Annotated in this window: 17 protein-coding genes and 1 tRNA gene; 7 read left to right on the top strand and 11 right to left on the bottom strand. The window is 72.0% G+C overall.

The annotated features are described in order from the left end of the window. Positions 1-24 precede the first annotated feature (24 nt). Positions 25-702 carry an RDD family protein gene (locus tag AB0C82_RS27535; protein WP_362846829.1) on the bottom strand — a complete coding sequence of 226 codons (678 nt, stop codon included), beginning with the start codon at positions 700-702 and terminating at the stop codon, positions 25-27. A gap of 88 nt (positions 703-790) precedes the next feature. Further along, positions 791-2,377 carry an RDD family protein gene (locus tag AB0C82_RS27530; protein WP_362846827.1) on the bottom strand — a complete coding sequence of 529 codons (1,587 nt, stop codon included), beginning with the start codon at positions 2,375-2,377 and terminating at the stop codon, positions 791-793. 224 nt (positions 2,378-2,601) lie between these two features. On the opposite strand from AB0C82_RS27530, the gene AB0C82_RS27525 reads away from it, so the two are divergent. Beyond that, positions 2,602-3,081, top strand: coding sequence for an SsgA family sporulation/cell division regulator (locus AB0C82_RS27525; RefSeq protein WP_362846825.1), 480 nt, complete (start codon positions 2,602-2,604; stop codon positions 3,079-3,081). An 11-nt stretch (positions 3,082-3,092) separates the two neighbouring features. Here AB0C82_RS27525 and AB0C82_RS27520 read toward each other — a convergent pair whose 3' ends face one another. Next, positions 3,093-4,460: an FAD-linked oxidase C-terminal domain-containing protein gene (locus AB0C82_RS27520; protein WP_362846823.1), complete on the bottom strand. Its 1,368-nt coding sequence runs from the start codon at positions 4,458-4,460 to the stop codon at positions 3,093-3,095. 97 nt (positions 4,461-4,557) lie between these two features. Between AB0C82_RS27520 and AB0C82_RS27515 the strand changes: the two genes are divergently transcribed. Then, positions 4,558-6,228 (top strand): tetratricopeptide repeat protein, encoded by a 1,671-nt coding sequence (locus tag AB0C82_RS27515; protein ID WP_362846821.1) that lies wholly within the window; start codon positions 4,558-4,560, stop codon positions 6,226-6,228. A gap of 106 nt (positions 6,229-6,334) precedes the next feature. On the opposite strand, the gene hppD is transcribed toward AB0C82_RS27515, so the two are convergent. Continuing rightward, positions 6,335-7,480, bottom strand: coding sequence for a 4-hydroxyphenylpyruvate dioxygenase (hppD, locus tag AB0C82_RS27510; RefSeq protein ID WP_362846819.1), 1,146 nt, complete (start codon positions 7,478-7,480; stop codon positions 6,335-6,337). A 137-nt stretch (positions 7,481-7,617) separates the two neighbouring features. On the opposite strand from hppD, the gene AB0C82_RS27505 reads away from it, so the two are divergent. The 4 genes from AB0C82_RS27505 (at position 7,618) to AB0C82_RS27490 (ending at position 10,298) form a co-directional block, all read left to right on the top strand. Next, complete coding sequence (locus AB0C82_RS27505; RefSeq protein ID WP_362846817.1) at positions 7,618-8,091, top strand: Lrp/AsnC family transcriptional regulator; 474 nt, start codon at positions 7,618-7,620, stop codon at positions 8,089-8,091. Between the two features lie 110 nt (positions 8,092-8,201). Next, on the top strand, positions 8,202-8,783 hold the full coding sequence (locus AB0C82_RS27500) for a winged helix-turn-helix domain-containing protein (RefSeq protein WP_362846815.1): 582 nt from the start codon (positions 8,202-8,204) through the stop codon (positions 8,781-8,783). A gap of 11 nt (positions 8,784-8,794) precedes the next feature. Continuing rightward, positions 8,795-8,962: a hypothetical protein gene (locus tag AB0C82_RS27495; RefSeq protein WP_362846813.1), complete on the top strand. Its 168-nt coding sequence runs from the start codon at positions 8,795-8,797 to the stop codon at positions 8,960-8,962. A gap of 22 nt (positions 8,963-8,984) precedes the next feature. Beyond that, positions 8,985-10,298, top strand: coding sequence for an MFS transporter (locus AB0C82_RS27490; RefSeq protein ID WP_362846811.1), 1,314 nt, complete (start codon positions 8,985-8,987; stop codon positions 10,296-10,298). On the opposite strand, the gene AB0C82_RS27485 is transcribed toward AB0C82_RS27490, so the two are convergent. The 6 genes from AB0C82_RS27485 to AB0C82_RS27460 all read right to left on the bottom strand — a co-directional run bounded on the left by AB0C82_RS27485 (position 10,228) and on the right by AB0C82_RS27460 (position 16,278). After that, complete coding sequence (locus tag AB0C82_RS27485) at positions 10,228-11,016, bottom strand: S16 family serine protease (RefSeq protein ID WP_362846809.1); 789 nt, start codon at positions 11,014-11,016, stop codon at positions 10,228-10,230. The two genes, AB0C82_RS27490 and AB0C82_RS27485, sit on opposite strands and share 71 nt — an antisense overlap. 72 nt (positions 11,017-11,088) lie before the next feature. Then, a complete protein-coding gene (locus tag AB0C82_RS27480) occupies positions 11,089-11,733 on the bottom strand; it encodes a helix-turn-helix domain-containing protein (RefSeq protein ID WP_362846807.1) in 645 nt (214 codons plus the stop codon). A 508-nt stretch (positions 11,734-12,241) separates the two neighbouring features. Then, complete coding sequence (locus AB0C82_RS27475) at positions 12,242-14,023, bottom strand: DEAD/DEAH box helicase (RefSeq protein ID WP_362846805.1); 1,782 nt, start codon at positions 14,021-14,023, stop codon at positions 12,242-12,244. Positions 14,024-14,173: 150 nt separating this feature from the next. Then, positions 14,174-14,557 (bottom strand): type II toxin-antitoxin system death-on-curing family toxin, encoded by a 384-nt coding sequence (locus AB0C82_RS27470; RefSeq protein ID WP_362846803.1) that lies wholly within the window; start codon positions 14,555-14,557, stop codon positions 14,174-14,176. Next, entirely contained in the window at positions 14,558-14,761 is a 204-nt protein-coding gene (locus tag AB0C82_RS27465) for a CopG family transcriptional regulator (protein WP_362846801.1), read from the bottom strand. 35 nt (positions 14,762-14,796) lie between these two features. Beyond that, on the bottom strand, positions 14,797-16,278 hold the full coding sequence (locus AB0C82_RS27460) for an MFS transporter (RefSeq protein ID WP_362846799.1): 1,482 nt from the start codon (positions 16,276-16,278) through the stop codon (positions 14,797-14,799). Positions 16,279-16,488: 210 nt separating this feature from the next. On the opposite strand from AB0C82_RS27460, the gene AB0C82_RS27455 reads away from it, so the two are divergent. Continuing rightward, positions 16,489-16,563, top strand: a tRNA-Cys gene (locus AB0C82_RS27455). Positions 16,564-16,801: 238 nt separating this feature from the next. Here AB0C82_RS27455 and AB0C82_RS27450 read toward each other — a convergent pair. Continuing rightward, positions 16,802-19,153: a xanthine dehydrogenase family protein molybdopterin-binding subunit gene (locus tag AB0C82_RS27450; protein WP_362846797.1), complete on the bottom strand. Its 2,352-nt coding sequence runs from the start codon at positions 19,151-19,153 to the stop codon at positions 16,802-16,804. Positions 19,154-19,225: the final 72 nt, after the last annotated feature.

The raw sequence follows: 19,225 nt of genomic DNA, 5'->3' as shown, positions 1-19,225 counted from the left end.
TCCGGATGCCGAGCGCACCAGGGCCTACGGAACCGTCACCACCACCGTCTTGGCCGCCTTGTCCTGGAGGCCCTGGCGGTACGGCTTGTCCGTGAACATGAGCACGATGTTGATCAGCCACCACAGGCACGGGCAGCACAGCAGCGCCGGAACCCACAGCACGACCGCGCGCATCAGCGAGGCGCTGGTGTCCGGCACCCGCCCGTCGTTGAGCATCGCGACGCGCAGCTTCAGCAGCCGCTTCCCGAGCGTCCGGCCGTCCTTCCTGGTCAGCAGCGTGTCGTACGCGACGTAGGCCACGAGGCCGATCAGCGACCACAGCAGCTGGTGCCCGGTGTACGAGTTGCTGACGGCCGAGGAGAAGTCCTCGTCACCGTTGTCGTTCGTGACGTCGACCGCGCCCCCGAAGGGCAGCGAGATCAGGTACAGCGGGATCGAGATGATGAGGAAGTCGATCAGACGCGCCACGATCCGCTTGCCCGGTTCGGCGAGGGGCGGCATACCCGCCAGCGGGTCGACACCTCCGTACGGACCGCCGGACCCGCCCGGATCGTACGGCGGCGGCGGAGGCGGCGGAGGCGGCGGAGGCGGCATGCCGCCGTAGGGAGAACCCCCGGACGGCGGCGTCGGCTCCTGCGGCTTCTTGAGGAACGGATCGTCGTCCTCTGGCGGCTGGCCGGGCGTCGGCTGGTCGTTACTCATGGGGGCAGTGCACCCCGGCCCACCCCCGCCCGCAACGGCTCAGGTGCGTTCGGGGGAAGGGGCGCGGCCACGGGCGGCCGACGGGGCGTCAGCCGGCCACGAAGGTGCGGGCCGCCTTGTCGTGCCAGCACTGGCGCCACGGACGGTCGATCAGGCACCACAGCACGTTGAGGACACCCACGGCGAGGAGGCCGAGCACGCCGTAGACGAGCCAGCGGCGCAGCGCGGCCCCCACGGTGGGCGGCCCGTGCGACTCGATGTCGCGCACCTTCAGGCCGCAGAGCTTCTTGCCGAGCGTGCGCCCCCACTTGGCGGTGGGCAGCGCCTCCAGGAGGAAGCCGAGGACGAGGAAGGCGGCGAGCACTCCGCCGAACAGTCCGGCTGTCGTGGAGTCGACCAGCCAGACGGTGACCGTCTCGCCGGACAGCTTGGCGGCTTCGATCTTCCCGTCGATGTGGTCGAGGGCCTGGGTGACGAGCGGGAATCCGACCGCCCCGACGACCGCCCCGAGTACGACGGTGTCGAGGAGCCGGGCGACGAACCGCTTGCCGAGCCCGGCGGGCCTGGCCGAGGTCTGGGCGCGGGCGAGCTGCTGGAAGTGGTCGTCGACGGGCGGCTTCCAGGGCACGACCGGCTGGTCGGGTCGCCCGGCCTGCTGCCCCTGGTGCTGCTGGTGCCCCTGCTGCTGGGGCTGCTGGGGCTGGAGTTGCTGCGGAGGGCGCGCCGCCTGCTCGGGCTGGGCGAGCTGGTGCACCTGTTGGGCCCAGGAGGGCGAGCCGCCGCCGGGGCCGGGCGTGAGAGGCGTGTGGAGCGCCGGGGGCACGGGGGCTGGGGCCGGAGCGGGGGCGGGCGCCGGGACCTGGTTGTGGGCCTGGTTACGGGCCGCCTGGGAGGGCTGGGGCGCCTCGGGCGGCGCCTGCCGCTGGGCAGGGGCGGGGGGCTGGGTGGCGGAGGGTCGCGGTGCGGCCGGCTGCGGGGTGGGGCCGGAGCCCACCGAGCGGATCGTCATCGTGCCGTCGGCGGGCACGGGCCCGGTGTCGCGCGGCCGGTTCGGCCCGGCTCCGCCGCCCTGTCCGCCCTGCCTGCCCGTGGCCCGGATCGTCACCGTGCCGTCGGGGACGGGCGCGGGGGCGCCGCTGTCGCGCATACCGGGCAGCGCGCCGCCGGTCGGGTCCTGCGCCGCGGGCCGCCGGGGGTCGGCGGGGGTCCGGTCCGCCGGGTCGCCGTCGGCGGGGGTGCGGGCCTCGGGGGTGCGGGCTTCGGAGGCCGCCTGGCCGCCGCCCCAGGAGACGCGGCGGTCGCGGTCGCCGCCGAAGCCGGACTGCCGGGAGGTGTCGGCCTGCCAGGCGGGCGCCGATTCCGGACGGCTTCCGGCGGACGGCCGGCCACCGGGGGCCTGTTCGCCGTCGGTTCCGTGGACTTCGTCGACGTCCTCGACGTCGTCGAAGAAGACCGGCCCGGTCTCCTCCACCGAGGCCGTCCGCCGGCCCGGCTCGGCTGCCGCGCCCGAGGGCGGCGGCGCGGGGACCGTCCCGCCCTGCTGGGGCGCCGGCCGGCTCGTACCGGGAACCCACGAGGCGCCGTTCCAGTACCGGACGTAACCGGGAATGGAGGGGTCGGGGTAGTACCCCTCGCGGGGGCTGTCGTCACCGGGTGCCGGGGTTGGCGCGCTCATCACCGTGGTCCCGTATCTCTTCGAGGTCTCAGACCGTCTGTACAAGGGTCCACATCTATCAGACGGCCGCCCGCCCCCGGGCCGGTCCCGCTGTTTGGACCTTCTTCCGGGAACTTCTGAAGTTTTTTTGAGAAGTCGCGTAATAGGTGGCAGGGAGGGCGCTCTCTCCTTGTGCGGGCCGGTCATGGGACCGGCCACCGAGCACCGGAAGGTCGTGCACTCTCATGCTGAACGTCGTGGAACGCGAGCTGGAACTGAAGCTTGTCCTGTCGCCCGAGCGCTCCATCCCCGTCCCCGCCCGGCTGAGCTACCGCTCGTCCGACCCCTATGCCGTGCACATCACGTTCCACATCGGCTCGGAGGCGCCCGTCCACTGGACGTTCGCGCGCGAGCTCCTGGTCGAGGGGGTGTTCCGGCCGTGCGGGCACGGGGACGTACGGATCTGGCCGACGAAGATCGACGGGAGCAACGTCATCTGTGTCGCCCTGACCTCGCCCGACGGCAACGCCCTGCTGGAGGTGCCGTCCGCCGCCGTGTCCGCCTGGGTGGAGCGGACGCTGCGCGTGGTGCCGCCCGGCACGGAGAGCGACCGGCTGGGTCTCGACGAGGCCCTGGCCGAGCTGCTGGCGCCGCTGCCTGCCGACGACCTGTGGCTGAGCGACCCGTGGTCCGACGAGTTCCCGTCCCCGGACGGTGAGGCGTGACGGTCCGGGTGTCAGAAGAGCTTGCCCGGGTTGAGGAGTCCCAGCGGGTCGAACGCGGCCTTGATGCCGCGCTGCATCTCGATGCCGACGTCACCCAGTTCCCGGGCGAGCCACTCCTTCTTCAGTACGCCGACGCCGTGTTCACCGGTGATGGTGCCGCCGAGTTCGAGACCGAGGGCCATGATCTCGTCGAAGGACTCGCGGGCCCGGCGGGACTCGTCGGCGTCGGTGTGGTCGAAGCAGACGACGGGGTGCGTGTTGCCGTCGCCGGCGTGGGCGCAGACGCCGATGGTGAGGCCGAACTTCTCGGCGACCGCGGCGGTCCCGTCGAGCATCGCGCCGAGCTTCGAGCGCGGTACGCACACGTCGTCGATCATCGTGGCGGACTTGATGGTCTCCAGGGCGGTCAGCGACATCCGGCGGGCCTGGAGGAGCATCTCCGACTCGGCGGCGTCCTCGGCGGGGACGACCTCGGTGGCTCCCGCCGCGGTGCACAGTTCCCCCACGGCGGCCAGGTCGGCGGACGGGTCCGGGGTGTCGAAGGCGCAGAGGAGCAGGGCCTCGGTGGTTTCGGGGAGGCCCATGCCGGCCATCGCGTTCACGGCGCGCACCGTCGTACGGTCCATCAGTTCGAGGAGTGACGGGGTGTGGCCGCGCTCCATGATCCGGCAGACCGCGTCGCAGGCCGCCGCCGCGGAGGGGAACTCCGCGGCGAGGACGAGCTGCTGCGGCGGCTGCGGCTTCAGCGCGAGGACGGCCTTGACGACGATCCCGAGGCTGCCCTCGGAGCCGACGAAGAGCCGGGTGAGGTCGTACCCGGCGACGCCCTTGGCGGTGCGGCGGCCTGTGGTGAGCAGGCGTCCGTCGGCGAGGACGATGTCCAGGCCGAGCACGTACTCGGCGGTGACCCCGTACTTCACGCAGCAGAGCCCGCCGGAGGCGGTGCCGATGTTCCCCCCGATGGTGCACGTCTCCCAGCTGGAGGGGTCCGGCGGATAGTACAGACCGTGCTCGTTCACGGCGCGCGACAGGACCGCGTTGATGACGCCCGGCTCGACGACGGCGATCCGGTCGACCGGGCTGATCTCCAGGATCCGGTCCATCTTGACCAGGGACAGCACGATGCAGCCGTCGGAGGCGTTGGCCGCGCCCGACAGGCCGGTACGCGCACCCTGCGGGACGACCGGGACGCGCAGGGCCGTAGCCGTGCGCATGACGTGCTGGACCTGCTCGACCGTGCGCGGGAGCACGACGACGGCGGGCGTGCCCGCGTCGCAGAAGCTCGCCATGTCGTTGGCGTACGAGGCGGTGACGTCCGGATCGGTGATCAGTGCCTCGGCGGGCAGACCGGCGCGCAGCTGTTCGAGAAGATCGTCCATGATCCAAGCGTGACACCCGGGGCCAATGGTGTGAACCCGTCTGCGGCAGCGTTCGCAAGGAGCGGTGTGCTCTTCGTACTGACGCAGAGTGATCGGTATGGACGTCATGCCGCAGCAGGACCCGGAATCCCGTCAGCCGCCCGACCCGTACGCCGACCCGCCCGGCACGGCCGAGCTCCCGTCCGAGGGTGCCACGGCCGTCGCACCTCCTCCCCCCACGATGCGCACCACCCTGCGCCGGGCCGCGTTCGGCGCGGTGGCCGCGGCCGTGCTCGTGGCGGGGGCGGTGGTGGCCGTGCCGGAGAACCGGAGGGACACCGGCGGGCCGGGAGCCGTGCAACGGGCCGAGGAGGCGACGACCGCGGGCTCCCCCGCCGCGCTCCCGGACCTGACGGCCCTGATCGCGGACCGGCAGGAGTGGGTGGCCCGGCATCCGAAGGACGCGCCGTCGTGGGCGGTGCTGGGTTCGGCGTACGTGGAGAGGGGGCGGCGTACTGCGGACGCGGCCAACTACACCCGTGCGGAGCAGGCACTCCGGCGCTCGCTGGCCGCCGAGCCCGGTGAACGCGGGAACGGCGAGGCATGGGTGGGCCTGGCGGCGCTCGCCAACGCGCGGCACGACTTCCTCGGGGGGAAGAAGTGGGGCGAGGCGGTCAAGGCGCGGGAGCCGAAGTCCTGGCGGACGTACGCGGTCCTGATCGACGCGTACAACGGCCTGGGCGACTACAAGTCGGCCGGAGCGGCGACGGAGAAGTTCGCCCGGCTCCGCAAGGGGGTGCCCGCCCTGGCCCGTACGGCCGAGATGTACCGCGACAGGGGCTGGCGCGAGGACGCGCTCGCCACCGCCCAGGAGGCGGCGGACCGGGCGGCCACCCCGACCGAGAAGGCGGAGGCCCTGCACCGGCTGGGTGAGCTGGCCTGGGAGCGGGGTGAGCCGGACGAGGCGGTGGCCCAGTACGACGCCGCGCTGCGCACCGACACCGGCCACCACGCCTCGCACGCGGGCCGGGCGCGCGCGCTGGTGGCCCTGGACCGTACCGATGAGGCCCTGGCCGCCTACGAGAGGGCGGTCAGGGAGCTGCCCCGCCCGGAGTACGTCCTCGAACTGGGCGAACTGTACGAGTCCCTGGGCTTCGACGGCGACGCCCTCAGCCAGTACGGGAAGCTGCGCGAGATGCTGCGCCGGGCCAAGACCGCCGGGGTGAACGAGACCCTGGTACTGGCCCGCCTGGAGACGGACCACGGCAGCCCGGCGACCGCCGTGGAACTGCTGCGTTCGGAATGGTCACGCCAGCACCGCAGCGCCGCTGTGGCCGACGCGCTGGGGTGGGCGCTGCACCGGTCGGGGGACTCGGCGCAGGGCCTGGAGTACGCCCGCAGGGCCATGGAGACGGGTGTCAGGAACGCGTCGTACGCCTACCACCTGGGGGTGATCGAGCGGGAACTGGCCCAGTACGGCCCGGCCCGCCGCCACCTGAAGGAGGCCCTGAGGACGAATCCGTCCTTCTCGCCGCTGGCCGCGCCGCTGGCGGAGGAGGCCCTGACCGCCATCGGCGAGCCCGCGGACGGCGGCCCGCTGGAGATGCGGTCCTCCACACCCCCGCCCGAGACCCCGGAGCCGGCTCCGGAACCGACGGAATCGGCGTCGGCCCCTCCGAAGACGGCGACCCCGGCCCCGTCCCCCACCCCGACGCAGTCCCCCACCGCGACGCCCACCCCGTCCCCGACGCGGACGGCCCCGTCCGCCGGCCCGTCAGCGGGGCAGTGACACTGCGGGGAAACGCGAGAACGGGCCCCCGTCGGGGGCCCGTTCCGCTGCCCCGGCCGGGGAAGCGGCCGGGGTCGGGGGTGGTTCCGGGGAGGCTGTGGCCCGGTCAGAGGTTGCCGCGCTTCTCCTGCTCGCGCTCGATCGCCTCGAACAGCGCCTTGAAGTTGCCCTTGCCGAAGCCCATCGAGCCGTGGCGCTCGATCATCTCGAAGAAGACCGTCGGACGGTCCTGGACCGGCTTGGTGAAGATCTGGAGCAGGTAGCCGTCCTCGTCGCGGTCGACCAGGATCTTCAGCTCGCGCAGGGTCTCGACCGGGACGCGGGTCTCGCCGGCCCACTCGCCGAGCGTGTCGTAGTACGAGTCGGGGGTGTCCAGGAAGGCGACGCCAGCGGCGCGCATCGAGCGAACCGTCGCGACGATGTCGTTCGTGGCCAGGGCGATGTGCTGGACGCCCGCGCCGCCGTAGAACTCCAGGTACTCGTCGATCTGCGACTTCTTCTTCGCGATCGCGGGCTCGTTGATCGGGAACTTGACCTTCAGCGTGCCGTCCGCGACGACCTTCGACATCAGGGCGGAGTACTCGGTGGCGATGTCGTCGCCCACGAACTCCTTCATGTTCGTGAAGCCCATGACCTTGTTGTAGAAGGCCACCCACTCGTTCATCCGGCCGAGCTCGACGTTGCCGACGCAGTGGTCGATGGCCTGGAAGGTGCGCTTGGCCGGCGGCTCGACGATCGGGTCGGCGGCGGCGAAGCCGGGCAGGTAGGGGCCGTCGTAGCCACCGCGCTCGACGAGGGTGTGGCGCGTCTTGCCGTAGGTCGCGATGGCGGCCAGCACGACCGTGCCGTGCTCGTCCTTGACCTCGTACGGCTCGGTGATGCCCTGGGCACCGTGCTCCACCGCGTAGGCGTAGGCGGCGCGCGCGTCCGGGACCTCGATGGCCAGGTCGACGACGCCGTCACCGTGCTCGGCGACGTGCTTCTCAAGGAAGCGGCCGTGGTCGGTGGACGCCTTGATGACCGAGGTCAGGACGAAGCGGGCGGCGCCGTTGGTCAGGACGTAACTCGCGGTCTCGCGGCTGCCGTTCTCCGGTCCGGAGTAGGCGACGAGCTTCATGCCGAACGCCGTCGAGTAGTAGTGCGCGGCCTGCTTGGCGTTGCCCACGGCGAAGACGACCGCGTCCATTCCCTTGACCGGGAAGGGGTCGGCCTGCCGGGCGGTGTCGGGGGTGGTGTGCAGAGTCTCAGTCATACCGGAAGGTTCCCGCCGCTTCGCAAGGTGCGCAACAGTTCGCGACCCGACTGGACAATGTGTTCAGCGGGTACGCTGCCCCGTGCGGTCATCTGTACAGGATGACCATCACATAGTGGACCCTCCGGAGGCGGACCGTGGCGATCGACCGACTGGACGGGCGGCTCATCGTGCTGCTGGCCCGCGAGCCCCGCATAGGCGTGCTCGAAGCGTCCCGGCGCCTCGGGGTGGCACGCGGGACCGTGCAGGCCCGGCTGGACCGCCTCCAGGCGAACGGCGTGATCCGGGGCTTCGGCCCCGACGTCGACCCGTCGGCGCTCGGTTACCCCGTCACGGCCTTCGCCACGCTGGAGATCAAGCAGGGCCAGGGGGCTGACGTACGGGCCCACCTGGGGGGCGTGCCCGAGGTGCTGGAGCTGCACACCACGACCGGGCACGGAGACATGCAGTGCCGGCTCGTCGCCCGGTCGAACGCGGATCTGCAGCGCGTGATCGACCTGGTCGTCGGCTTCGAGGGCATCGTCAGGGCCTCCACCGCGATCGTCATGGAGAACCCGGTCCCGCTCCGCATCATCCCGCTGGTCGAGCAGGCGGCCCGGGACACCGACTGAGCCGGAGCGTTCCGGCGCTGCCCGGCAGCCCGCACCACACTCGAAAAGTTGCAAAGGAGTCGTTGCAAAAAACACTTGCAACGACTCCTTTGCAACTCTACGGTGAGCTCATGCCCGAGATCCCGCAGGACAGAGTCCATGAGCTCGATCCCCGCACCCTGCGGGGGCTGGCCCACCCCCTACGGATGCGCCTGCTGAGCAGACTGCGGGCCGACGGCCCCGCCACCGCCTCGCAACTCGCCGCGACCCTGGGCGAGTCCAGCGGGGCGACCAGCTACCACCTCCGCCAGCTCGCCGCCTACGGCTTCATCGAGGACGCCCCCGAGCACGGCAAGGGCCGCGAGCGCTGGTGGCAGGCGGCCCACGAGTCCATCCGGTTCAACTCCGAGCTCCACACCGACGCCGACCCCACGGTGCGGGGCGCCGCGAACCTCTTCACCCACGAGGTCGCCTCCATCCACACCCAGGAACTCAGCACCTTCATCGGCACCATGGGCGACTGGCCGGACTGGGCCGACGCCCACGACCTCAGCGACTGGACACTCCGGCTCACCCCGGAGCTCGCCATGGAACTGGACTCCAAGGTGCACGAGCTGATCAACAGCTACCGCGAGCGGGAGGTGGCTCCTGACACCGAGGGGTCCGCCAAGGTCCGCTTCCACCTGCACGCCTTCCCTCGCACATCCGGCTGAGAGGAACCCTCATGCACCCCGACGTCCACGCACTGATCCACGCCGGCCGGGCCGCCGAACTGCAGGCCGAGGCGGCCCGGTTACGGCCTCCGTCCAAGGATCTGCGCACCCGGCTCGGCTGGACCCTCGTCGAGCTGGGACTTCGGCTCGTACACGCGCCCGCCTTCCGCACCGCCTAGACCACGACCGGGGGGAATCACCATGGGTCGGCGTGCACCGCTGGCGGCCGTGCTCGCGGCCAACTCCATATCCACCGCAGGCACTTCGCTCACGCTCATCGGCGTCCCGTGGTTCGTCCTGGAGACCACGGGCAGCGCGGGCCGCGCCGGCGTCGTCGCCTTCTGCGCGACCCTGCCGATCGTCGTCGCCGCGCTGGTAGGCGGGCCCGTCATCGACCGGATCGGCCGGCGCCGGGTCTCCGTCGCCTCCGACGCGGTCTGCGGCACGGCCATCGCCACCATCCCGCTGCTTCACCACGCGGGAGCGCTCGAATTCTGGATGCTGTGTGCGCTGATGGCGCTCAACTGCCTCGCCCACACGCCGGGCAACACGGCACGGTACGTCCTCGTCCCCGACCTCGCCGAACACGCGGGCACCACGCTCGCCCGCGCGGCCAGCCTCTTCGACGCCGTGTCGCGCGGTGCCCGGATGATCGGGGCCGCGCTGGCCGGTGTGCTGATCGCGTTCGTCGGCGCCGAGACCGTGCTCCTGCTGGACGCCGCCTCGTTCGCCGCGTCCGCGCTGCTGGTCGCGACGGGCGTACGAGGGGTACGGGCGGCGGAGCCCCACACGTCCGGCGCCCCGGTGTCGCTGCGCGCCTACCGGGCCGAACTCCGCGAGGGATACGCCTACTTGCTGGGCAACCGGCTGCTGCTCGCCGTCGTGGTCATGGTGATGTTCATGAACGGCACCGACCAGGGCTGGAACGCGGTCCTGCTGCCCGTGCACGCCGAGGGCGAGCTGGGCGGGGCCACCGCTCTCGGCCTGCTCACCGCCCTGTTCGGGGCGGGCGGGCTGACGGGAGCACTGCTGTACGGGGCCGTGGGGCACCGCTTCTCACGGCGCACGGTCTTCGCGGTGTGCGTGATCCTGTGCGGCGCGCCCCGGTTCCTGGTCGCCGCGTTCACCGGTACGACCCTGCCGCTGGCCGTCACGATGGTGCTGGGCGGGGTCGCGGGCGGAATGCTGAACCCGATCCTGACCACGATGACGTACGAACGCGTCCCCGAGGAGCTGCGGAGCAGGGTGTCCGGGACACTCACCGCGGGCTGCGAACTCGCCATGCCGGTGGGCGGCCTGGCGGCCGGCCTGCTGGTGGAGAGCACGGGCGCGACCGGAGCGCTGCTCGCGATGGGCGGGGTCTACTTCCTCGCCACGCTGAGCCCGCTGGTCTTCCCCGCGTGGCGCACGATGGAGGAACCGCGAGCGGTCGCCTCGAAGGGCGTCAGCAGCTCGGGACCTTGCCCCCCTGCTCCAGCGCCCGCAAGGACGACACCGCGCCGCTCAGCGTCGTGACAGGGATCAGCCGCATACCCTCGGGCAGCTCCGCCCGCGCTTGCGTGCACTCGGCCTTCGGTACGAGGAAGACCGTCGACCCGTCGCGGCGGGCCGCCTGAGTCTTCAGCGAGACACCGCCGACGGCGCCGACCTTGCCGTCGGCGGCGATCGTGCCGGTACCGGCGATGCTGCGGCCCCCGGTGAGGTCTCCGCCGGATCCGTCGCCCACGAGCTTGTCGATGATGCCGAGGGAGAAGAAGAGCCCGGCGCTGGGTCCGCCCACGTCGGCGAGGTTCAGGGTGATGTCGAGGGAGCCGGGGTCCTTGCCGAGGTACTTCAGGGCCGCGTCGACGGCGACGTCCTGCGACTCCTCCATGTCCTGGAGGTTGTGCCGCTCGATCTCCTTCTCGGAGCCGCCGGTCGGATAGACGGCGTCCCGCGGCATGACCGCCCGGTCCGTGCTGAACCAGCTGTCGATCACCTCGCCGACCCGGACGTCGGCCGTCGGCCCGGTGGCGACGATCGTCGTCATACGGAGCTGGCCCTCGGTGGTCCGCGTGGGGGCGCCCTTGATGGTGATCACCGGGCTGCCGCGATCCTCACCCAGGACGTCTGCGGTCAGCCCCGGCTCCGCCAGTGTGAACGGCAGCGGCGCGAAGGCGGCCGTACCGAACACCGCGAGGACGGGCAGCGCGCAGAGGGCGAGCGCGCGGGGGCGCGAGAGACGAGAGAGCACCCGCCCAATCTATCTGCCGCCGCGCCCCACGCGGCCGGGCGGGCCCGGGACAGGGCCTGCCCGGGGCGCCCGTCACCGCAGCGCGTCCGCCACCTCCCGGGCGGCGTCCAGTACGCGCGGACCCACCCGTTCCGGTACGGCGTCGGCGAGCATCACCACACCGACGCTGCCCTCCACCCCGGAGACCCCGACGAGCGGCGCGGCGGCCCCGCTCGCCCCGGCTTCGAGTTCTCCGTGCGTGAGGGTGTAGCCGGGGTGGCCCGGTGTGGGCTGCTGGCGTGCGGCGAGAATCGCCCGGCCCGCCGCGCCCCGGTCGAGCGCGTGCCGGAAGCCGGCGCGGTAGGCGACGTGGTAGTCGGTCCAGGTCGGCTCGACGACCGCGACTGCGAGGGCGTCGGTGCCGTCGACCAGGGTGAGGTGGGCTGTGGCCCCTATGTCCTCGGCCAGTGAACGCAGCGCGGGCAGCGCGGCCTCCCGGACGAGCGGGTGCACCTGACGGCCCAGGCGGAGCACGCCCAGGCCCACCCGGGCGCGTCCGCCCAGATCACGGCGCACCAGGGCGTGTTGCTCCAGCGTGGCGAGCAGACGGTAGACCACGGTGCGGTTGACGCCGAGTTTGTTGGACAACTCGGTGACGGTCAGGCCGTGGTCGGTATCGGCGAGCAGTTTGAGGACGCGCAGTCCTCGGTCGAGCGTCTGGGATGTCTCCGCGGTCACGACGCCCTCTCCCTCTTGGTGAGTGGCGGCGGCTCTCTCACGGCAGTGGCGACACCGGTCCCGGCGGCGACGCACGAAGAGGCCGCCGGCAGGCCATGGCACCGGCTGCGCTCCGCGGCGGCGTTGCCACGGGGCGTTCATATGGCCGGGACAGTAGCGAGCCAGTCCGCTCAGCGGAAGACCTCGTCCAGAATCCGGGCGTACGCGGAAACCCCGCTTCGGCCGGGACGCATAAGCGCCGGTCAGCGCCCCACCGTCCGGAACCCGGACATCTACGCGCGTCCTGGTCGGGCGACTCGTTCCGCCACGCTCCGTATACGGCATGTGCACCACATGTGAACCAGCGTTAACAAGCCGTAAACAATCGGCCAAAAAATTTCCATGAAATCCCCGCGAGAGCGGCACGAGGGCCCGGGAAGGCGCCGGACACGCGTCCGGCCCGGACGAGGAGCGGGTGTGGCTCCTCGTCCGGGCCGGACGGTTCTGTGCGCGGTGCTCGGCGCCCCGCTCACGTCATGCGGGTCGCCCACTCCTGGACCTTCTTGATCCGGTCCTGAATCTGTCCGGCCGTCGCCTCGGCGCTCGGCGGACCGCCGCACACCCGCCGCAGCTCGGTGTGGATCACGCCGTGCGGCTTGCCGCTCTGGTGCGTGTACGCCGACACCATCGTGTTGAGCGACTTCCGCAGCCCGAGCAGCTGCTTGTGCGTGACGACCGGCCGGGCCTCGGCCGGCTTCTCCAGCAGGTCGGCCTCCGCGGCCGGCTTCTGCCGGCTGTGCGCGATCTGCCGGGTCTGCCGCTTCTGGAGCAGCAGTTGCACCTGGTCGGGTTCGAGCAGCCCCGGGATGCCGAGGTAGTCCTGCTCCTCCTCGCTGCCCGGGTGCGCCTGCATACCGAATTCGGCACCGTCGTACAGCACCCGGTCGAAGACCGCGTCGGACTCCAGCGCCTCGAAGGGCAGCTGCTCCTCGGTCTCCTCGTCCTCCAGCTTCTCCGCGTCGGAGAGGAGCTTGTCCTCCTCGGCGAACGGGTTCTCCTCCTCACCGGCCTTCTTCGGCTTGTCGAGGACGTGGTCCCGCTCGACCTCCATCTCGTTCGCGAAGTCGAGGAGCATCGGGATGGTGGGTACGAACACGGAGGCGGTCTCGCCCCGGCGCCGCGAACGCACGAAGCGCCCGACGGCCTGCGCGAAGAAGAGGGGGGTCGAGATGGTGGTGGCGTACACGCCGACCGCGAGGCGCGGCACGTCGACACCCTCCGACACCATCCGGACCGCGACCATCCACCGCGATCCGTCGTCGGTGAACTGGTCGATCTTCTTCGAGGCGGCCTTCTCGTCGGAGAGGACGACGGTGGGCTTCTCGCCGGTCACCTTCTTGAGGATCTTGGCGTACTCGCGGGCCGACTCCTGGTCGGTCGCGATGACGAGCCCGCCGGCGTCCGGGATGCCCTTGCGGACCTCCGTCAGCCGCTTGTCGGCGGCGGAGAGCACGTTGGGGATCCAGTCACCGGTGGGCGAGAGCGCGGTGCGCCACGCCTGCCCGATGGCGTCCCTGGTCATCGGCTCGCCGAGCCGCGCGGCGATCTCGTCTCCGGCCTTCGTGCGCCAGCGCATGTTGCCGCTGTAGCTGAGGAAGATGACGGGGCGCACGACACCGTCGGCGAGGGCGTTGCCGTAGCCGTACGTGTAGTCGGCCGAGGAACGCCGGATGCCGTCGTTCCCCTCCTCGTACGCCACGAAGGGGATCGGGTTGGTGTCGGACCGGAAGGGCGTCCCGGTGAGCGCGAGCCGCCGGGTGGCCGGGTCGAACGCCTCCTGGCACGCCTCGCCCCAGGACTTGGAGTCCCCGGCGTGGTGGATCTCGTCGAGGATCACGAGGGTCTTGCGCTGTTCGCACCGGTTGCGGTGCAGCATCGGCCGGACGCCGACGCCCGCGTACGTCACGGCGACCCCGTGGTACTCCTTGCTCACGGGGCCCGCGCTGTACTCGGGGTCGAGCTTGATCCCTATCCGGGCCGCGGCCTCGGCCCACTGCTTCTTGAGGTGCTCCGTCGGCGCGACGACGGTGATCTGCTGCACGACGTGGTGATGCAGCAGCCACGAGGCGAGGGTCAGCGCGAAGGTGGTCTTCCCTGCGCCGGGCGTCGCGACGGCGAGGAAGTCGCGCGGCTGCTCCTGGATGTACCTCTCCATGGCGCCCTGCTGCCAGGCTCGCAGCTTGCCGGCCGTGCCCCAGGGGGCGCGGCCGGGAAAGGCGGGTGAGAGGTGGTGGGAGGCGGTAGTAGTCACGGTCTCCGGTTCGGGTCTCTCGGGTACGTGTGGCGCTGTCCGCGGGGCTCGCACGACCTCGTACGAGATACGACAACCGGGCCACCTTACCGGTGGCCCGGCCGCGTCCACGTATGAACGACACCGGCGCGGCACTCCGCGAGACCGGGGTCACATGTCGTCGTGCAGCACCCGCAGGCGGTCAGCGATCTGGTCCACGTCTTCGAGACTGCCCATCGCGACCTCGATGACGAGTTTGTACGCCTCGTCCTGGTCGACGCCAAGCATTTCGGTCCCGTTGACGTCGAGGAACACGACCGTGGACATCCAGGCCATGCGTTTGTTGCCGTCCACGAGGGGATGGTTCACCGCGAGCGACTGCAACAACGCCGCAGCCTTCTGGAACGGGTCCGTGTACGCCTCGACGCCGAACATCGCCGACTGGGGACGGTGCACCGCCGAGCTGAGCAGGCCCAGGTCGCGCACCGCGACCTGCTGCCCCTCGCAGGCCAGCTCCGCCAAGTCCAGAACTTCCTGAACTGTCAGATACTTCACTTACTCCCCCAGCCGCCGCAGCAGATCGGCGTGACCCACTGCGTACTTGGCTCCGAGCCTCTTGACCGACTCCCGATCCGCCTCGACCTCCAGATACCGGTCGATCGCCTGAAGCACTATGGCGTGCATGCTCCGACCCTCCTGTTCGGCCCGGAGCTTCAGCGCCTCTTGCTGGTCCTCGCGTATACGCAGATTCATTGCCATACCAAAACGGTACCACCAATGGTGCCACTTCGGTACTACTTCACACTCCGCACCCTGGCCGCCACCCACGCCCCCGCCAGCGCCACCCCCGCCATCGGCAGGAACACCGCCACGAACGCGCCGGGGTGCGAGCTCACGCCCCCGCCCGCCCCGTGCGCCGCCGCGCCCAGCGCTCCGCCGCCGAGTGCGGCGAACGCCGCTCCGCCGCCCGCGAGCAGCAGCACGTTGGAGAGGCCGTCGGAGATCTGGAGGGCGGCCGAGTTCGCCCCCGCCTCCCGCGGGGCCGACAGCTTCAGCAGCAGCACGCTGGTCGACGCGATCACCATGCCCATGCCGAAGCACCCGAAGGCCCAGGCCACGGCCACGATCCAGACCGGCACACCGTCGATCAGCACGGTGGGCGCCGCCGCGATCGACAGCGCGACGAGCACCATGCCACCCACCATGAGCGGCTCACGGTGCGCCTCCAGGCGGGGGCGGGACTGGACGTACGAGCCGAGCGCCCAGGTCGCGCCCCCGACGGCCAGGGACAGACCGGCCATCGTCGGGCTCAGTCCACGCTGCGTCACGAGCATCAGCGGCACGAAGGACTCGGCGGCGATGAACGAACCGGCGGCGACCCCGCGCAGCAGCACCACCGCGGGCAGCCCGCGCGCCGCGCGTACGGTGCCGGCCGGCAGCAGCCCGCGTACGGCGGGCACCAGCAGCGCGACCCCCACGGCGGCGGGGAGGAGGGCGTACCGGTTCAGCTCCTGGCCCGCGTACTGCAGCAGTCCCGCACCCACGGAGATGCCGAGCGCGAGCCGGATGCGCCGCCGGTCGAACGGCTCCGCGCCCGTGGAGCCGTCGGCGGGCCCCGCCGCCATCCGACGGATCGCGGGCAGCGCGAGGGCCAGCGGGAAGACGATCAGCACCGGAATGCCGACGAAGACCCACCGCCAGCCGAGGTGCTCGGTGACCGTGCCGGCGGCGAGCGGGCCCACGACGGAGGGGATCACCCAGCTCGCTGCGAAGGCGGCCATGATCGCCGGCCTGATCCGCTCCGGGTAGGCCCGGCCGATCACCACGTACAGCGCCACAATCACCAGCCCGCCACCGAGCCCCTGGACGGCCCGCCCGGCGATGAACATGTACATGCTTCCAGCGGTTCCGGAGAGGAGGAGCCCGGCCGCGAAGGAACTGATCCCGGCGGCGAGCGGGCCCAGCGGCCCGCGCCGGTCGGCCCACTGGCCCGAGAGCACCATGGCGAAGAGGCTGGTGGTGAAGTACGCGGAGAACGCGAACGCGTACAACGGGATGCCGTGCAGTTCACGTGCCGCGACCGGCATCGCCGTCCCGACGGCGGTGGCCTCGAAGGCGATGAGGAGCACGACGGAGACGATGCCGATGCTGAGCGCGCGGTGGGTCCGCCCGAGTACGCCCTCGGTAGGCACGGAGGTGCCGCTTCCGCTCTCGGCGACGACGGGGATCTGAAGGGGCGGTGCCATGTCGGCGTCGCGCGGTTCGAGAGCGGTCATGAGCCAAGAGTAAGGGGCATAGATCCGTTTGAACCCTGTCGATATGCTGGTCCGCTCTCGTCCCTTGGTCGTAGGCCCCGGGCCCTCGCGCACCCCACGGCGCTCCTCGCTCATGAACGGCGTATGGCAGTCGTATGGCGTGCCCACCGGGCCCCTTGTAGGTCCGGCACGGCCGCCCTAACGTCGTCGGTGCGAGGAAGAAACACCCCCGACCGTGTGCCCGAGAGGCTCAGGGGCTCGACTGCAACTCGAGTTACACCGGTTCGAATCCGGTCACGGTCTCCAGGTCTCTGACGACCTCCCGCATGTGAAGGGCCGCCCCCACCGGCGTAATCCGGGGGCGGCCCTTCCGTCATGTCCGGGGCCGGCCGCGCAGTCCGCATACCCCTCCGTGCGAGGATCCGCGGACGTGCGCGCGACCGCTGAGGAGGCCGGGAATGTTCGCGATACCGCTGGGTGACGGTGGGGAACTGCGACCGCTCAGGCCCGGCGCGCTCCCCCGCCGGGCCGGCTGGCGGGGGCTTCAGGCCCTCACGGTCGCGACGGCGGCCTGGGGCCGGATCGGCAGGCGGTTGACCGGGCGGCCGGTGGCCGAGCGGACCGCCGACGCGACGGCCGCGGGGGACGTCACCACCGGTACCGCCGAGGCGGCCTTGGCGCCGAAGGGGGCCACCACGTCACGTTCCTCGACGAGTTTGACGATGCGGATGTCCGGTGCGTCCAGGGCCGTCGGGAGCGCGTAGCCGGTGAGGTCGGGGTGGCGGACCAGCCCGCGGGCGGTGCGGAGGTTCTCCGTCAGGGCCGCGCCGATGCCCTGGGTGACGCCCGCCTCTATGCGGACGGCCAGCTGGGCGGGGTTCAGGACGCGGCCCACGTCCTGGGCGACCGCCATCTCGACGACCCGGATGGAGCCGAGCTCGATGTCGACGTCCACCACCGCGCGGATCGCGCAGAAGGCGAGACCGACGAACGCGTCGCCCTGGCCGGCCCCGTCGAGGGGTTCCGTCGGGTGGGGGCGGCACTGGGCGGTGGCCCAGAGCTCCTTGCCGTCCATGGCCTCCGTGACCGTCGTGGACAGCACCCCGTCGTACGAGGTGATCTTGCCGTCGGCGATCTGCAGGAGCTCCGTGGACATGCCGAACTGGTGGGCCAGCGGCTGGAGGAGCTGGGTGCGCACCATCTTGGCGGCCCGCTCCACCGCCCCGCCGGAGACCCAGGTGTGGCGGCCGTGCGTGGCCGGGCCCGCCGGGGGCTGGTCGGTGTCGACAGCGGCCACGTGGACCTCTTCGATGCCCAGGGTCTCCTGCACGATCTGCCGGGCGAGGGTCGTGAAGCCCTGGCCGGTCTCGACCGCCGCGCAGATCACCGTGGCGATGCCGTCGTGGACCCGCACCGTGGCCGTGGAGACCTCGTCCGCGCCCTCGGCGCCGAGCATGTGGACCATCCCGAGCGCGTACCCGACGCCGCGCCGGACGGCGCCGGGCTCGCCCGCGCCCTCCGGGCCGCCGGGCAGCAGCCAGTCGTCCTCCGACGTGTCCTTCGGCAGCGCGGGCAGCGGGTAGTCCCGTACCGCCCTGAGCAGTTCCGCGACGGGTGCCGGGCACGTCACGGTCTGGCTGGTGGGGAGGATGTCGCCGGTCGACAGCACGTTACGGAGGCGGAGCTCGGCCGGGTCGATGCCCAGCTTGGCCGCCAGCTTGTCCATCTGGCCCTCGTAGGCCGCGCAGACCTGCATGGCGCCCTCGCCCCGCACATGGCCGGACGGCGGGTTGTTCGTGCGGACCGCCCAGCCCTCGATGAAGGCGTGCGGGACCACGTACGGACCGCAGGCGAAGGCGACCGCGGCGGCGAGCGACTCGGAGGAGGAGTCGGCGTACGCGCCCGCGTCCAGGAGGATCTGGGCCTCGACCTTGACCAGCCGGCCCTCGGCGTCCGCGTGGTGGCGGTAGCGCAGGAGCGTGGGGTGGCGGTGGGCGTGCCCGAGGAAGGACTCCTCGCGGGTGGCGGCCAGCTTGACCGGGCAGCCCGTGCGCAGGGCGAGCAGGCCCAGCGGGATCTGGAAGCCGGGGTCCTCGCGGTCGCCGGTCGCGCCGGGGACGCCGGTGACGACGACCTTGACCCGGTCCGTCTCCAGGCCGAAGCAGGCTGCGGCCAGGTCGCGGTCGGTGTGCGGGTCGGTGGAGGCCGTGTAGATCTCCACGCCGCCGTCGGGGCGGGGCACGGCGAGACCGGCCTCGGCGCCGATCGGGGCGGGGTCCTGGCGGCCGATGCGGTACAGGCCCTCGACGATGACCTCGCCCTCGGCCTCCGGGTCGCCGTAGCGCAGCGGGATGTGGCGGATCAGGTTGCCGTCGGGGTGGAGGGGTTCGGCGGCGAACGCCTTCTCCGGGTCGGTGACCGGTTCCAGGACCTCGTACTCGACGGCGATGGCCGCGGCGGCGAGGCGTGCCGTGTCGGGGTGGTCCGCGGCGACGGCGGCGATGGGCTCACCGTGGTGGCGTACCAGCTTGGAGGCGAACACGGGGCGGTCGACGACCAGGCGGCCGTACTTGCCGTCGCCGGGGATGTCCTCGTGGGTGACGACCGCGCGGACCCCCGGCATCTCGGCCGCTGCCGAGGTGTCGATGGACAGGATGCGGGCGTGCGGGTGCGGGGAGCGGAGCACGGACGCCCACAGCAGGCCCTCGGCCCAGAGGTCGGCCGCGTAGGGGAAGGTGCCCTCGGTCTTCGCCCGGGCGTCGGCGGGCGGGAGCGAGGCACCCAGGCCGAGCGCGGGTGGCTCCTTGTCCGGGCCGGAGCCGAGACCTGTGGTGTCAGGGAACGTGGTGCGGGTGGCGCTGGTCGCGTTGGCCGCGGTGGCTGCGTCGCTGCTCACGCCGCCTCCTTGTCATTCGCCCCGCTGCGGCAGCAGCTGTGGTCGGCCGGTGGGGTGGCGCTCGGGATCGCG

The organism is Streptomyces sp. NPDC048560 (assembly GCF_040650955.1).
In the GTDB taxonomy this organism is placed as follows: domain Bacteria; phylum Actinomycetota; class Actinomycetes; order Streptomycetales; family Streptomycetaceae; genus Streptomyces.
Note: the sequence above shows the minus strand (reverse complement) of the source record. Positions and strands in the feature narration are given on the sequence as shown.

Coding starts and splice junctions, on each gene's coding strand:
- AB0C82_RS27460 (WP_362846799.1), bottom strand. CDS start 16,278: ATGACCGCTCTCGAACCGCGCGACGCCGACATGGCACCGCCCCTTCAG.
- AB0C82_RS27525 (WP_362846825.1), top strand. CDS start 2,602: ATGCTGAACGTCGTGGAACGCGAGCTGGAACTGAAGCTTGTCCTGTCG.
- AB0C82_RS27530 (WP_362846827.1), bottom strand. CDS start 2,377: ATGAGCGCGCCAACCCCGGCACCCGGTGACGACAGCCCCCGCGAGGGG.
- AB0C82_RS27520 (WP_362846823.1), bottom strand. CDS start 4,460: ATGGACGATCTTCTCGAACAGCTGCGCGCCGGTCTGCCCGCCGAGGCA.
- AB0C82_RS27490 (WP_362846811.1), top strand. CDS start 8,985: ATGGGTCGGCGTGCACCGCTGGCGGCCGTGCTCGCGGCCAACTCCATA.
- hppD (WP_362846819.1), bottom strand. CDS start 7,480: ATGACTGAGACTCTGCACACCACCCCCGACACCGCCCGGCAGGCCGAC.
- AB0C82_RS27500 (WP_362846815.1), top strand. CDS start 8,202: ATGCCCGAGATCCCGCAGGACAGAGTCCATGAGCTCGATCCCCGCACC.
- AB0C82_RS27465 (WP_362846801.1), bottom strand. CDS start 14,761: ATGGCAATGAATCTGCGTATACGCGAGGACCAGCAAGAGGCGCTGAAG.
- AB0C82_RS27535 (WP_362846829.1), bottom strand. CDS start 702: ATGAGTAACGACCAGCCGACGCCCGGCCAGCCGCCAGAGGACGACGAT.
- AB0C82_RS27515 (WP_362846821.1), top strand. CDS start 4,558: ATGGACGTCATGCCGCAGCAGGACCCGGAATCCCGTCAGCCGCCCGAC.
- AB0C82_RS27495 (WP_362846813.1), top strand. CDS start 8,795: ATGCACCCCGACGTCCACGCACTGATCCACGCCGGCCGGGCCGCCGAA.